12 protein-coding genes and 1 tRNA gene are annotated in these 15,746 nt (G+C 47.5%); all 13 read left to right on the top strand.

The features are described from left to right. Positions 1-57: 57 nt before the first annotated feature. A tRNA-Trp gene (locus C2M17_RS05860) sits at positions 58-134 on the top strand. Between the two features lie 125 nt (positions 135-259). Next, positions 260-637 carry a preprotein translocase subunit SecE gene (gene secE / locus C2M17_RS05855; protein ID WP_105199936.1) on the top strand — a complete coding sequence of 126 codons (378 nt, stop codon included), beginning with the start codon at positions 260-262 and terminating at the stop codon, positions 635-637. Positions 638-641: 4 nt separating this feature from the next. Next, entirely contained in the window at positions 642-1,199 is a 558-nt protein-coding gene (nusG, locus tag C2M17_RS05850) for a transcription termination/antitermination protein NusG (protein WP_105199935.1), read from the top strand. 195 nt (positions 1,200-1,394) lie between these two features. Next, a complete protein-coding gene (rplK, locus tag C2M17_RS05845) occupies positions 1,395-1,823 on the top strand; it encodes a 50S ribosomal protein L11 (RefSeq protein ID WP_105199934.1) in 429 nt (142 codons plus the stop codon). Between the two features lie 4 nt (positions 1,824-1,827). Further along, the gene (rplA, locus tag C2M17_RS05840; RefSeq protein ID WP_105199933.1) at positions 1,828-2,532 is read left to right on the top strand and encodes a 50S ribosomal protein L1; all 705 of its coding nucleotides are present in this window, start codon (positions 1,828-1,830) and stop codon (positions 2,530-2,532) included. Positions 2,533-2,819: 287 nt separating this feature from the next. Then, positions 2,820-3,314: a 50S ribosomal protein L10 gene (gene rplJ, locus C2M17_RS05835; protein ID WP_105199932.1), complete on the top strand. Its 495-nt coding sequence runs from the start codon at positions 2,820-2,822 to the stop codon at positions 3,312-3,314. Positions 3,315-3,395: 81 nt separating this feature from the next. Then, the gene (gene rplL / locus C2M17_RS05830; RefSeq protein WP_105189354.1) at positions 3,396-3,758 is read left to right on the top strand and encodes a 50S ribosomal protein L7/L12; all 363 of its coding nucleotides are present in this window, start codon (positions 3,396-3,398) and stop codon (positions 3,756-3,758) included. Between the two features lie 270 nt (positions 3,759-4,028). After that, positions 4,029-8,054, top strand: a complete 4,026-nt coding sequence (gene rpoB / locus C2M17_RS05825; RefSeq protein WP_105199931.1) for a DNA-directed RNA polymerase subunit beta — start codon at positions 4,029-4,031, stop codon at positions 8,052-8,054. Between the two features lie 92 nt (positions 8,055-8,146). After that, positions 8,147-12,325: a DNA-directed RNA polymerase subunit beta' gene (gene rpoC, locus C2M17_RS05820; protein WP_105199930.1), complete on the top strand. Its 4,179-nt coding sequence runs from the start codon at positions 8,147-8,149 to the stop codon at positions 12,323-12,325. 186 nt (positions 12,326-12,511) lie between these two features. Beyond that, entirely contained in the window at positions 12,512-12,886 is a 375-nt protein-coding gene (gene rpsL / locus C2M17_RS05815; RefSeq protein WP_010387308.1) for a 30S ribosomal protein S12, read from the top strand. 97 nt (positions 12,887-12,983) lie between these two features. Continuing rightward, the gene (rpsG, locus tag C2M17_RS05810; protein ID WP_105199929.1) at positions 12,984-13,454 is read left to right on the top strand and encodes a 30S ribosomal protein S7; all 471 of its coding nucleotides are present in this window, start codon (positions 12,984-12,986) and stop codon (positions 13,452-13,454) included. A 27-nt stretch (positions 13,455-13,481) separates the two neighbouring features. Further along, positions 13,482-15,599: an elongation factor G gene (gene fusA / locus C2M17_RS05805; RefSeq protein ID WP_105199928.1), complete on the top strand. Its 2,118-nt coding sequence runs from the start codon at positions 13,482-13,484 to the stop codon at positions 15,597-15,599. Positions 15,600-15,656: 57 nt separating this feature from the next. Further along, the coding region (locus C2M17_RS05800; protein ID WP_233997923.1) for a GTP-binding protein at positions 15,657-15,746 on the top strand (90 nt) is incomplete at its 3' end.

Raw genomic sequence — 15,746 nt, 5'->3', positions numbered from 1 at the left:
GCTGGCTTTTACTCTTGTGTTAGCGCGGTTGGTCAGTATAATGGGCATCCACTTTGCAGGGGCGTAGTTCCAATTGGTAGAACAGCGGTCTCCAAAACCGACGGTTGGGAGTTCGAATCTCTCCGCCCCTGCCACTTTTCAGCTAGTAAGTCTAAGTTTAAAAATCTGTTTTAAAAGCAATTTTTTAAGGTTAGATTTGGATAGATTTACCCTGTCAAGTGACGGGGTTGTTGTGTCTGTATTTAAGGTATCAGGAATTATGAGTGCAAATGTAGAAAACCCGTCAAGCTCGATGGACTGGGTAAAGTGGCTATTCGCCATTGCGTTACTGGTAGCAGCGGTAGTAGGTAACACCGTATATGGTGAAGAGTCTGCACTACTTAGAGCTATCGGTGTTGTTGCGGCAGTGGCTATCTCCTTAGCGGTAGCAGCGACCACAGAAAAGGGTCGTAACTTTATCAATTTCGCGAAAGAAGCACGCATCGAAGTACGTAAAGTGGTTTGGCCTACGCGTCAGGAAACCATACACACTACCTTCATCGTAATGATTGCAACAGTTATCATGGCACTAATCCTTTGGGGATTGGACGGAATTTTATTCCGAGTAGTAGGCTTTTTAACTGGGTTGGAGATCTAGTCCCATGACGGAAGAGAACAAAGAAAAGAAATTACGCTGGTATGTGATTCAGGCTTTCTCAGGTTTTGAGAAGCGTGTAGCACAAACCATCAAAGAGCACATTCAAATCCAGGGTCTGGAAGACAGCTTTGGTGAAGTGCTAGTGCCTACTGAAGAAGTAGTGGAAATGCGCGCCGGTCAAAAGCGCAAATCAGAGCGTAAGTTCTTCCCAGGCTATGTTCTGGTTGAAATGGACATGAACGATGCCAGCTGGCACTTAGTGAACAGCACGCCTCGCGTGATGGGCTTTATCGGCGGTACTTCTGACCGTCCAGCGCCAATCAGCAAAAAAGAAGCGGATCGTATTCTTAACCGTCTACAAGAAAATGCCGAAGCGCCTAAGCCTGCGACTCTGTTCGAGCCGGGTGAAGTGGTACGTGTTGTTGATGGTCCTTTCGCCGACTTCAACGGTGTTGTTGAAGAAGTGGATTACGAGAAAAGCCGCGTAAAAGTATCTGTACTTATCTTTGGTCGTTCGACGCCGGTTGAGCTGGAGTTCAGCCAGGTAGAGCAAGACAAATAATTTGTCTACTTAAACGACAAAATCGTATTGAAAAAGGCCGCTGATTAACTTATAATCAGCGGCCTTTTTGTATTCGTGCTCGGTGTTCTGCACTTTAGTATGAGCAAAAAGCGCACTAAATTTTTAAATTGGGAAGCCGCTTGAGTACGCGTCCTCGCGCGCACGAGGCTAAGACCCACCTAACGAGGTATAATCATGGCTAAAAAAGTTGAAGCTTTAATCAAGCTACAAGTTGCTGCTGGTATGGCTAACCCTAGTCCACCAGTAGGTCCTGCTCTAGGTCAACACGGTGTTAACATCATGGAATTCTGTAAAGCGTTCAACGCCCGTACAGAATCACTAGAGAAAGGCGCTCCGGTTCCTGTAATCATCTCAGTTTACGGCGACCGTTCATTCACGTTTGAAATGAAGACACCACCTGCTGCTTACCTTCTTAAGAAAGCTGCTGGTATCAAGTCTGGTTCAGGCCGTCCTAATACTGAAAAAGTAGGTACTGTTACTCGTGCTCAACTAGAAGAAATCGTTGAGATGAAGAAACCTGACCTTACAGCGGCCGACATGGACGCTGCGGTACGCACTATCGCAGGTTCTGCGCGTGCAATGGGCTTGAACGTAGAGGACTAAGATAATGGCAAAACTAACTAAACGTATGCGTACTATCCGCGAGAAAGTGGAAGTAACTAAAGATTACGAAATCAACGAAGCTGTAGCGCTTCTTAAAGAGCTAGCGACTGCTAAGTTCGTTGAAAGTGTTGACGTTGCTGTTAACCTTGGTATCGATGCACGTAAATCTGACCAGAACGTACGTGGCGCAACTGTTCTTCCTCACGGTACTGGCCGTGACGTTCGCGTAGCTGTATTCACCGCTGGTGCAAATGCAGAAGCAGCGAAAGAAGCAGGTGCTGACATCGTAGGTATGGAAGATCTTGCTGAACTAGTTAAGAAAGGCGAGATGAACTTCGACGTAGTTGTTGCTTCTCCAGATGCAATGCGCGTTGTTGGTCAACTAGGTCAAATCCTAGGTCCACGTGGTCTTATGCCTAACCCTAAAACTGGTACTGTAACTCCTAACGTTGCAGAAGCAGTTAAAAATGCTAAAGCTGGTCAGGTTCGTTACCGTAACGACAAGAACGGCATCATCCACACTACTATCGGTAAAGTGGATTTCACAGCTGAGCAACTACAAGAAAACCTTGAGTCTCTAATCGTAGCGCTTAAGAAAGCTAAGCCTTCTCAAGCGAAAGGTACTTTCATCAAGAAAGTAAGCATCTCTACGACTATGGGCGCAGGTGTTTCTGTTGACCAAAACTCTCTAAGCACGCAAGTATCGTAATTAAAGAGTTTACGTGGCGCGATTTTTATACTATAATTTCGCGCCATTTTGTTGAGAAAACGTCTCAACAAAACAACAAATTCGGGTTGAAGCCAAGTTAAATTGGCTTCCGTCCAAGACCGTAGGTGCAGTGTTTCATTGCTTAATCTCCTACGTAGACGGTGTGAATCCCAGCTAGATTTTTCCTAATCTTCTGGCTCTCGCCGTAACAAGCAACTCCGCTAATTGATTGGTGGAGTAGAGTAAAACTGAGGGATGTAAGTTCCTCACAACCAGGAGTAACACCCATGGCTTTAAACCTTCAAGACAAAAAAGCAATTGTTGCTGAAGTCAACGAAGCTGCCAAAGGTGCTCTATCTGCAGTTGTTGCAGATTCTCGTGGTGTAACAGTAGACGCTATCACAGGCCTTCGTAAAGAAGCTCGTGCAGCTGGTGTATGGATGAAAGTTGTTCGTAACACCCTAGCTCGCCGTGCTGTTGAAGGTACTGAATACGAGTGTCTAACCGAATCACTAGTAGGCCCAAGCCTAATCGCTTTCTCTTCAGAGCACCCAGGTGCTGCTGCGCGTATCTTCAAAGATTTCGCCAAGAAGCACGAAGCGTTTGAGCTTAAAACGGCCGCTTTTGACGGTTCACTAGTTGATGTAGATATGCTTGCTAAGCTACCTACATACGACGAAGCTGTTGCACGTCTAATGAGCGCTATGAAAGAAGCTTCTGCGGGCAAGCTGGCAAAAACTCTTGCTGCAGTTCGCGACCAGAAACAAGAACAAGCTGCTTAATTTTTATTTATAAGCTATTGTTCTTTATCGGTGTATTGAATTTAATGAACCGCAAGGTTCGAGAATATTAGGAAATTTACAATGTCTGTAACTAAAGACCAAATCCTTGACGCTATTGCTGAAATGTCAGTAATGGAAGTTGTTGAACTAGTTGAAGCAATGGAAGAAAAGTTCGGCGTAACTGCAGCTGCTGCTGTTGTTGCTGCTGGTCCTGCTGAAGCTGCTGAAGAGAAGACTGAGTTCGACGTAATCCTAGCTGGCGCTGGCGCTAACAAAGTTGCTGCTATCAAAGCAGTACGTGGCGCTACAGGTCTTGGCCTTAAAGAAGCGAAAGCTCTTGTTGAATCAGCTCCTGCACCTATCAAAGAAGGTGTATCTAAGGAAGAAGCTGAAGCACTTAAGAAAGATCTTGAAGAAGCTGGTGCTGAAGTTGAGATCAAGTAATCTAGCATACGCTAGGTTCGCTGCCTGAGAAATCAGGCAAGGGCTGGTGATTATTTAATCACCGGCCCTTTTGCGCTATAGAGAGAAAATCCACTGTTGCGCTCTCTATAATCAAATTTCACTATTATTATCAATTAGTTACACCAATTATTGGCAATAGCAGTGACATTTGGACGCAACTCTAAATGTTGTAGAAATTGGCATATCGTCAATGAAGTCCTGTTCTTACAAGAACAGGTAGGGTCAAAGATCAGCAAGCTGAGGAACCCCATGGCTTACTCTTATTCTGAAAAGAAACGTATCCGTAAGGATTTTGGTAAACGTCCACAGGTGTTGGATGTGCCTTTCTTACTGCAGATGCAGCTAGAATCGTTTAAAAAATTCTTAACGCCGGACGCTGACGGTGATTTCGGTTTGGAAGCAGCTTTCCGTTCCGTTTTCCCGATTAAAAGCTACTCGGGCAATTCTGAGCTTCAATACGTAAGTTATCGTATTGGTGAGCCAGTATTCGACGTTAAAGAATGTCAAATTCGCGGCGTGACATATTCTGCTCCACTTCGCGTGAAACTTCGTCTAGTGCTTATGGACAAAGAAGCACCTGGCACTGTTAAAGACATCAAAGAGCAAGAAGTTTACATGGGCGAGATTCCGCTCATGACCGACACAGGTACCTTTGTTATCAATGGTACTGAGCGTGTTATTGTTTCTCAGCTACACCGTTCACCTGGTGTATTCTTTGATAACGACCGTGGTAAAACCCACTCGTCGGGCAAGGTTCTTTATAACGCCCGCGTTATCCCTTACCGTGGTTCTTGGCTCGACTTCGAATTCGATGCTAAAGATAACCTGTATGTACGTATTGACCGTCGTCGTAAACTTCCTGCGTCGATCATTCTGCGTGCCCTTGATTTCTCAACTGAAGAAATCCTAAACATCTTCTTTGAAACCACGACCTTTGAAGTGACTGACGGTAAAGTTCTTATGGAACTTGTGCCTTCGCGTCTGCGTGGTGAAACCGCTGCTTTTGAAATCAAGAGCGAAGACGGTGAAGTATTGGTTGAGCAAGGCCGCCGTGTAACTGCGCGTCATATCAAAACCATCGAGAAAAAAGGCATCGACCAGTTAGAAGTACCACACGAGTACATCATTGGCCGCGTACTAGCTAAAAACTACTTCGATGAGTCTACTGGTGAAGTAATCGCCAACGCTAACGACGAGCTATCGCTAGAGCTGATGGCTGAGCTTGTTAAAGCAGGTCACACTAAGATCGCAACTCTTTACATCAATGATGTAGACAGCGGTGCTTACATGTCAGATACGGTACGTATCGACTCAACGAACAACCGCCTAGAAGCACTTGTGGAAATTTACCGCATGATGCGCCCCGGTGAGCCACCAACAAAAGAAGCGGCCGAAGCTCTATTCGACAACCTATTCTTCTCTGATGAGCGCTATGATCTATCAACCGTAGGTCGTATGAAGTTCAACAGCCGTGTTGGTTACGACTCAGACGAAGGTCCAGGTACGCTTTCTAAAGAAGATATCGTTTCGGTAATGAAGGTACTTATCGACATCCGTAACGGTAAAGGCGATGTGGATGATATCGACCACCTAGGTAACCGTCGTATTCGTTCTGTGGGCGAAATGGCTGAGAACCAATTCCGTGTTGGTCTAGTACGTGTTGAGCGTGCGGTACGTGAGCGCCTAAGCCTTGGCGATCTTGATGCCATCATGCCACAAGACCTGATCAACGCTAAGCCTATCTCGGCTGCGGTTAAAGAATTCTTTGGTTCATCACAGCTTTCACAGTTTATGGACCAGAACAACCCGCTTTCAGAAGTAACGCACAAGCGTCGTATTTCTGCATTAGGTCCGGGCGGTCTAACGCGTGAGCGTGCAGGCTTCGAAGTACGTGACGTACACGTAACGCACTACGGTCGCGTATGTCCAATCGAAACGCCTGAAGGTCCAAACATCGGTCTAATCAACTCATTGTCTACGTACGCACGTACCAATGACTTCGGTTTCCTAGAAACACCTTACCGTAAAGTGGTAGATGGCTCTGTAACTGATGATGTTGATTACCTATCTGCTATCGAAGAAGGTCAATTCGTAATCGCTCAGGCAAACGTTGACTTGAATGATAACAACGAATTCATTGAAGAACTGGTTACTTGTCGTCACAAAGGTGAATCAACCTTGATGCCGCGCGAAGACATCCAATATATGGACGTATCGCCACAACAGGTTATCTCAGTAGCTGCTGCCCTTATCCCATTCCTAGAGCACGATGATGCGAACCGTGCATTGATGGGATCGAACATGCAACGTCAGGCTGTTCCTACACTACGCGCCGATAAGCCGCTAGTAGGTACAGGTATCGAGCTTACACTTGCCAAAGACTCAGGTGTAACTATCGTTGCTAAGCGTGGTGGTGTGGTTGATTACGCTGATGCGAGCCGTATCGTTATCAACGTAAACGAAGATGAGCGTGTACCTGGTGAAGCCGGTATCGACATCTACAACCTGACTAAGTACACCCGTTCTAACCAGAACACCTGTATTAACCAAAAGCCAACTTGTATGGTTGGTGAGCCAATCGTACGTGGTGACGTACTAGCCGACGGTCCTTCAACAGACCTAGGTGACCTGGCACTTGGTCAAAACTTACGCGTGGCATTCATGCCTTGGAATGGTTACAACTTCGAGGATTCAATCCTACTTTCAGAGAACGTTGTAAAAGAAGATCGTCTAACGACTATCCACATCCAAGAGCTTCAGTGTATTGCTCGTGATACTAAGCTTGGGCCGGAAGAAATCACAGCCGATATCCCGAACGTGGGTGAATCTGCACTAGGCAAGCTGGATGAGTCTGGCGTTGTTTACATCGGTGCAGAAGTGAAAGGCGGTGACATCCTAGTAGGTAAAGTAACTCCGAAAGGCGAAACCCAGCTTACTCCAGAAGAGAAGCTACTGCGCGCCATTTTTGGTGAGAAAGCGTCTGACGTTAAAGACAGCTCGCTACGCGTACCTAACTCTGTATCTGGTACTGTTATCGACGTACAGGTCTTCACCCGTGACGGTGTAGAAAAAGACAAGCGTGCGCTTGAAATCGAAGAAATGCAGCTACGTGAAGCCAAGAAAGACTTCAACGAAGAGTTCAAGATCCTTGAAGAAGGTGTTTTGAGCCGTGCTCGCAAGCTTCTTACCGATTCAGGTGTAGACGCCGCCAAGCTAGCCGGTCTTGCTGCTGACAAGATCCTAACGCAAAGCCTGGCCGAAGAAGACAAGCAAGCTGAACTAGAGCAGCTTGCTGCTCAGTACGAAGAGCTTAAGGCCGAGTACGACAAGAAATTTGAAACCAAGCGTCGCAAGATCACTCAAGGTGATGACTTAGCGCCGGGCGTATTGAAGATTGTGAAGGTTTACCTAGCGGTTAAACGTCGCATCCAGCCAGGTGATAAGATGGCGGGTCGTCACGGTAACAAGGGTGTTATCTCGACTATCGTACCTGTAGAAGACATGCCTTACGATGACAAGGGCCGTACCGTAGATATCGTGTTGAACCCACTGGGTGTACCATCACGTATGAACATCGGTCAGATCCTTGAAACCCACATGGGCCTAGCGGCACGTGGTATCGGTGAGCGTATCGAAGAAATGATGAAAGAGCAGCGTGAACTTCACGAGCTGCGCGAATTCATCAAGAAAGCGTACGAGCTAGGTGAATGTCGTCAGAAAGTAGACATCGACACCTTCTCAGATGACGAAGTTCGTCGTCTAGCCGAGCACCTTAAAGGCGGTCTACCAATCGCAACTCCGGCCTTCGATGGCGCTAAAGAAAGCGAAATCAAAGAGCTATTGGAGCTAGGTGGCTACCCATCAAGCGGTCAGGTAACCCTGTATGATGGTCGTACCGGTGACCAGTTTGAGCGTCAAGTAACCGTAGGTTACATGTACATGCTGAAACTGAACCACCTTGTTGATGACAAGATGCACGCCCGTTCAACTGGTTCTTACAGCCTAGTAACGCAGCAGCCTCTGGGTGGTAAAGCTCAGTTCGGTGGTCAGCGCTTCGGTGAGATGGAAGTATGGGCACTTGAAGCGTACGGCGCAGCCTACACGCTACAAGAGATGTTGACGGTGAAGTCGGATGACGTGAACGGTCGTACCAAGATGTATAAGAACATCGTTGATGGCAACCACAAGATGGAGCCAGGTATGCCGGAATCATTCAACGTATTGTTGAAAGAAATCCGTTCACTCGGTATCAACATCGAGCTTGAAGAAGAATAAGCCGGTTGGGCGCATAGTGCGCCCACTACCTGCAAAAAGAATGAATGGGCGGATTTCTGCCCTCGAGATTAACCTCCGACAGGAGAGCTAAGGTGAAAGACTTACTTAAGTTTCTGAAGCAACAAAATAAGACCGAAGAATTCGACGCAATTCGCATTGGTCTTGCTTCGCCAGACATGGTGCGTTCATGGTCATTCGGTGAAGTAAAGAAACCTGAGACCATTAACTACCGTACTTTCAAGCCTGAGCGTGACGGCTTATTCTGTGCCCGTATCTTCGGCCCAGTGAAAGACTATGAGTGTTTGTGTGGTAAATACAAGCGCTTAAAACACCGTGGTGTTATCTGTGAAAAATGTGGCGTTGAAGTAACGCTGACTAAAGTACGTCGTGACCGTATGGGTCACATCGAGCTTGCAAGCCCAGTAGCCCACATCTGGTTCTTGAAATCACTACCGTCTCGTATCGGCTTAATGCTTGATATGACGCTACGTGACATCGAGCGCGTACTGTACTTCGAATCATTCGTTGTGACCGAGCCTGGCATGACTACGCTTGAGCGTGGCCAGCTACTAGGCGAAGAAGAGTACCTGGATGCTCTTGAAGAGCACGGCGACGAGTTCGAAGCTAAGATGGGTGCAGAAGCTGTACTTGATCTGCTTCGTGAACTGGACCTAGGTCAGCTGATCGCAGAAATGCGTGAAGAGCTACCTACTATCAACTCAGAAACTAAGCGTAAGAAAATCACTAAGCGCTTGAAGTTGATGGAATCATTCCACCAGTCTGGTAACAACCCAGAGTGGATGATCATGACTGTTCTTCCGGTTCTACCACCAGATCTACGTCCTCTAGTACCACTAGACGGCGGTCGTTTTGCGACCTCTGATCTGAACGACCTATACCGTCGTGTTATCAACCGTAACAACCGTTTGAAGCGTCTTCTTGACCTAGCGGCACCAGACATCATCGTACGCAACGAAAAGCGTATGCTTCAAGAAGCGGTAGATGCGCTACTTGATAATGGTCGTCGTGGCCGTGCGATCACAGGTTCTAACAAGCGTCCTCTTAAGTCGCTTGCAGACATGATCAAAGGTAAGCAAGGTCGTTTCCGTCAAAACCTTCTAGGTAAGCGTGTTGACTACTCAGGCCGTTCTGTAATCACCGTAGGTCCTACACTGAAACTACACCAGTGTGGTCTTCCTAAGAAAATGGCACTTGAGCTATTCAAGCCATTCATCTACGGCAAACTAGAGCGCCGCGGTATGGCGACAACCATCAAAGCTGCGAAGAAGATGGTTGAGCGTGAAGTACCAGAGGTTTGGGACGTACTAGACGAAGTAATTCGTGAACACCCAGTGCTACTTAACCGTGCACCGACACTTCACCGTTTGGGTATCCAGGCGTTTGAGCCGGTACTAATCGAAGGTAAAGCGATTCACCTGCACCCACTAGTGTGTGCGGCGTATAACGCTGACTTCGACGGTGACCAAATGGCGGTTCACGTACCATTGACGCTAGAAGCGCAGCTAGAAGCGCGTGCGTTGATGATGTCAACCAACAACATTCTTTCGCCTGCGAACGGTGAGCCAATCATCGTACCTTCACAGGACGTTGTATTGGGTCTGTACTACATGACCCGTGATCGCATCAATGCCAAAGGTGAAGGCCTGGTATTTAAAGACGCGAAAGAAGCTGAAAAAGCATATCGTACCGGCGTTGCGCAACTACACGCACGCGTAAAAGTACGTATGACGCAAACAGTGATTGCCGAAGACGGTACTTCAAGTGAAGTAACTGGCATCGTTGACACCACTGTAGGTCGTGCAATCTTCTCATTGATCATGCCACAAGGCTTACCGTTCGAGTTGGTTAACCGCCCACTTGGTAAGAAGCAAATCTCGGGCATGTTGAACGAGTGTTACCGTCTACTAGGTCTAAAAGATACCGTTATCTTTGCCGACCAAGTAATGTACACCGGTTTCCACTACGCGATGAAGTCGGGTGTGTCTATCGGTATCAATGACATGGAAATTCCACCGGTTAAAGCTGAGATCATCGAAGCGGCCGAGGAAGAAGTTGCTGAAATCAACCAGCAGTTCCAGTCAGGTCTTGTAACCGCCGGTGAAAAGTACAACAAGGTTATCGATATCTGGTCACGTGTGAACGAAAACCTTTCACGCGAAATGATGGCTAACCTGTCAAAAGACACTGTAATCAACGCTGACGGCGTTGAAGAAGAGCAAGACTCATTCAACTCAGTGTTTATGATGGCCGACTCGGGCGCTCGTGGTAGTGCTGCTCAGATCCGTCAGTTGGCGGGTATGCGTGGTCTAATGGCACGTCCGGATGGTTCAATCATCGAAACACCAATCACGGCTAACTTCCGTGAAGGTCTGAACGTACTTCAGTACTTCATCTCGACCCACGGTGCGCGTAAAGGTCTTGCCGATACCGCATTGAAGACAGCGAACTCGGGTTACCTAACGCGTCGTCTAGTAGACGTAGCGCAAGACTTGGTAATCAACGAAGTAGACTGTGGTACCGAAGATGGTCTAACCATGAAGCCGCTAATCGAAGGTGGTGACGTAGTTGAGCCGCTACGCGAGCGTGTACTAGGTCGTGTGGTTGCTGAAGACGTGGTTATCCCAGGTACTGATACTGTACTAGTTGAGCGTAACATCATGCTTGACGAGAAACTGTGTGACCTTCTAGAAGAGCACTCAGTGGACGAAGTACGCGTACGTTCTGTTATCACCTGTGACAACGACTTCGGCGTATGTTCGAACTGTTACGGTCGTGACCTTGCCCGTGGCCACCGCATCAATGCGGGTGAAGCGGTCGGTGTTATCGCGGCACAGTCAATCGGTGAGCCGGGTACACAGCTTACGATGCGTACCTTCCACATCGGTGGTGCGGCATCTCGAGCGTCAGCAGAGAACAGCGTACAAGTTAAGAACAACGGTCGCCTTAAGCTGCACAATGCGAAATTCGTATTAAACACTGAAGGCAAGATTGTAATCACTTCACGTTCAACTGAAATCACCATCATCGATGAGCATGGTCGTGAGAAAGAGCGTTATAAAGTACCTTACGGTGCAGTACTAACTGTACAAGACGGTGCGGAAGTGAAGGGTAACGACATAGTTGCTATGTGGGACCCGCACAGTCACCCAATTATTATCGAACACGAGTCAAAAGTGTCGTTCAGCGACATCGACGATTCGAACACAGAAACGCAGACAGATGATCTGACTGGCCTAACACGTGTGGTTATTAAAGACCTTGCGAAAGTTAACGCCAAAGAGCCTAAGCTAATCATTGAAAATGAAGAGCGTGGCCTGCAGGAAATCCGCCTACCGTCATTCACCACAATCGAGGTGAGCGATGGTGCGACATCTAAACCAGGTGACGTATTAGCGCGTATTCCACAAGAAGGTTCGAAGACTCGAGACATCACCGGTGGTCTACCGCGCGTAGCGGACCTATTCGAAGCTCGTAAGCCGAAAGATCCAGCAATCCTTGCTGAAATCTCAGGTATGGTTAGCTTTGGTAAAGAGACCAAGGGTAAGAAACGTCTTGTGATCACACCGGAAGAGGGTGATGCATACGAAGAGATGATTCCTAAGTGGCGTCAGCTTAACGTGTTCGAAGGTGAAATCGTATCTAAAGGTGAAGTTATCGCCGATGGTCCGGAGTCTCCGCATGACATCCTTCGTCTACGTGGTGTAACTGATGTTGCTAACTATATCGTTAACGAAGTGCAAGACGTTTACCGTCTGCAAGGTGTAAAGATTAACGATAAGCACATTGAAACCGTGATCCGTCAGATGCTACGTAAGTGTCTGATCACTGACGGTGGTGACTCTGAATTCCTAGCCGGTGAGCAGGTTGAGGTAGCACGTGTAAACATTGCGAACCGTGACCTAGAAGAGCAAGGTAAGATCCCAGCTAAGTTTGAAATTCAGCTGATGGGTATTACCAAAGCGTCACTTGCTACAGAATCATTCATTTCTGCAGCCTCGTTCCAGGAGACCACGCGTGTCCTAACCGAAGCCGCTGTAAATGGTAAGAGCGATGAGCTACGTGGTCTGAAAGAGAACGTAATCGTGGGTCGTTTGATCCCAGCCGGTACCGGCTTTGCGTATCACCAGGATCGCGCTAATCGTCGCAAGCAAAATGCAGAGGACCTGCTAGAGCCAACAGTAAGTGCTGAAGAGGCAACTCAAGCGCTAACTGACGCCCTAAACGCAGATCTGTCTGGCGACCAAGAATAAACTTAATTTCATAATTAAGTCATGCCTGGAGTGGTAGAATGCTGCTCTGGGCATTGTTTTGGTTGACAGGCTAAACTTTGCTCATTAAAATTCCGCCACCCTTTTACTCGCTACAGTGACTGTTGCGGATAAATTGGGCGGAATTTTTAATTTCAGTAGTAATTTTAATTTTTCAGGAGCTATTTAATGGCAACTATTAACCAGCTAGTGCGCAAGCCACGTCGCAGCAAGGTTACCAAAAGTAACTCAGCCGCGCTAAAGGCATGTCCACAAAAGCGTGGTGTATGTACTCGTGTATATACTACTACTCCTAAGAAACCTAACTCGGCTCTACGTAAAGTAGCCCGTGTTCGTCTAACGAACGGTTTCGAAGTAACATCATACATCGGTGGTGAAGGTCACAACCTTCAAGAGCACAGTGTAATCCTAATCCGTGGTGGTCGTGTTAAAGACTTACCAGGTGTACGTTTCCACACTGTTCGCGGTGCACTTGACTGTGCAGGCGTAAATGACCGTAAACAAGGTCGTTCTAAGTACGGTGCAAAACGCCCTAAGGGCTAATGGTTCTCCGTTAGTAAGGCCAAGCACTTAAATTTTTAATAAATATTGTTTTGGGAATCTGTTCAAAAGACAGACCTGAAGATACCGGAGATTCAAAATGCCAAGAAGACGCGTTATAGGTCAACGTAAAATTCTTCCAGATCCTAAGTTCGGATCAGAATTACTTGCAAAGTTCGTCAACGTAGTAATGCTTGACGGCAAAAAATCTACTGCTGAAAAAATCGTATATGGTGCGCTAGACGTGGCTGCTGAGAAATCAGGCAAGTCGCACCTAGAAATCTTTGAAGCTGCACTTGAAAACGTTCGCCCACAGGTTGAGGTTAAATCTCGCCGTGTTGGTGGTTCAACGTACCAAGTACCAGTTGAAGTACGTCCAGTTCGTCGCAACGCATTAGGTATGCGTTGGTTAGTTGACGCTGCACGTAAGCGTGGCGAAAAATCTATGGGCCTTCGTTTGGCTCAAGAGATCGTTGACGCTGCTGAAAACAAAGGCACTGCGGTTAAGAAACGTGAAGACGTTCACCGTATGGCTGAAGCGAACAAAGCATTCGCTCATTACCGTTGGTAATCTGTCCTTAACCTTTAAGAGGATAATATGGCACGTACAACTCCAATTGAGCGCTACCGCAATATCGGTATTTGTGCTCACGTAGATGCGGGGAAAACCACCACTACGGAACGTGTACTTTTCTACACGGGCCTATCTCACAAAATCGGTGAGGTACATGATGGTGCCGCAACTATGGACTGGATGGAGCAAGAGCAGGAGCGTGGTATCACTATCACGTCTGCTGCGACTACTTGTTTCTGGAAGGGGATGGACGCGCAATTTGACGATCACCGCATCAACATCATAGACACTCCTGGACACGTAGACTTCACCATTGAAGTTGAGCGTTCACTGCGTGTATTAGATGGTGCCGTGGTCGTGCTTTGTGCCTCATCAGGTGTACAGCCACAGACAGAAACAGTTTGGCGCCAGGCCAACAAATACGAAGTTCCTCGTTTGATCTTCGTAAACAAGATGGACCGCATTGGCGCCGACTTTTTGTCGGTTGTAGACCAGGTGAAAACCCGCCTGGGTGCTACTCCTGTTCCCATTCAGCTGCCTATCGGTGCTGAAGAAGAATTTAAAGGTGTTATCGATCTTATCAAGATGAAAGTCATCAACTGGAACGACGAAGACCAGGGCATGACCTTCAGCTATGAAGAGATCCCGGCAGAACTTCAAGACCAAGCCGAAGAATACCGCTCTGAGCTAATCGAAGCGGCTGCGGAAGCGTCTGAAGAACTAATGGACAAATATTTAGAGGAAGGCGAGCTCAGCGAAGCTGAGATCAAAGAAGGCCTGCGCGCCCGCACCTTAGCGAACGACATCGTGCTAATGGCCTGCGGTAGTGCATTTAAAAACAAGGGTGTTCAAGCCGTGCTTGATGCCGTGGTTGAATACATGCCTTCACCAACCGAAGTCAAAGCAATCCAGGGTGTGTTAGAAGACGGTGTAACCGAAGACACGCGCCCAGCAGACGACAAAGCGCCATTCTCGGCCTTGGCGTTTAAGATTGCCACCGACCCCTTTGTTGGTACGCTAACCTTTTTCCGTGTTTACTCGGGCACAGTGGGCCAGGGTGATACGGTTTATAACCCAGTTAAATCAAAGCGTGAGCGCTTCGGTCGTATCGTTCAGATGCACGCAAACTCACGCGAAGAGATCAAAGAAGTTCGTGCCGGCGATATCGCCGCTGCGATTGGTCTCAAAGACGTTACAACAGGTGATACCCTGTGCGATGGTAATGCTCCTATTACGCTTGAGCGTATGGAATTCCCAGAGCCGGTAATCTCTGTTGCGGTAGAGCCAAAAACCAAGGCAGACCAGGACCGCATGGGCGTGGCGCTAGGTAAACTAGCGGCAGAAGACCCATCGTTCCGTGTACAGACCGACGAAGAATCTGGCCAGACTATTATCTCTGGCATGGGTGAACTTCACCTGGATATCATCGTCGATCGTATGAAACGTGAATTCAATGTTGAATGTAACGTTGGTAAGCCCCAGGTTGCCTATCGTGAAGCGATTCGTTCAACCGTTGAGGTTGAGGGTAAGTTTGTACGTCAATCGGGTGGTCGTGGTCAGTATGGTCACGTTTGGGTCAAACTTGAACCACTTGATATCAGTGATGATGACGCACCAACCTTCGAATTCGTTAACGAAATCGTCGGTGGTACGGTACCGAAGGAATACATTCCTGCGGTAGAAAAAGGTCTCCACGAGCAGATGGAGCAAGGTGTTCTTGCTGGTTATCCGCTACTGGGCGTAAAAGCGACACTTTTCGATGGTTCATTCCACGATGTCGACTCGAACGAAATGGCCTTTAAGATCGCTGGTGCACTGGCAATGCGTAAGGGTGCGCTTGAAGCAAGCCCGGTATTGTTAGAGCCTATCATGAAGGTTGAAGTGATCACTCCAGAAGCAAACATGGGTGATGTTGTAGGCGACCTTAACCGTCGCCGCGGTATGATCGATGGCATGGATGAGGCACCTGGCGGTTTGAAACAAATCAACGCCGAGGTTCCGCTTTCAGAAATGTTCGGTTATGCAACTGACTTACGTTCTGCCACGCAAGGTCGTGCCTCGTACTCGATGGAATTCCTCAAGTACGCAGAAGCGGCTAAAAACGTAGCAGAATCTATTATTGCAGCTCGCGCTGTTAAGTAATTTTAGTTCGGTCCGATCTTCGGGTCGGACTTTAATTTCTTTATAGGAATTTTTAAAATGGCAAAAGAAAAGTTTGAACGCGTAAAACCGCACGTAAACGTTGGTACAATCGGCCACGTTGACCACGGTAAAACAACTCTAACTGCA

This window comes from Pseudoalteromonas sp. T1lg10, from assembly GCF_002964545.1.
In the GTDB taxonomy this organism is placed as follows: Bacteria; Pseudomonadota; Gammaproteobacteria; order Enterobacterales; family Alteromonadaceae; genus Pseudoalteromonas.
The sequence above is the reverse complement of the archived record's forward strand: the minus strand, read 5'-3'. Positions and strand labels throughout refer to the sequence as shown.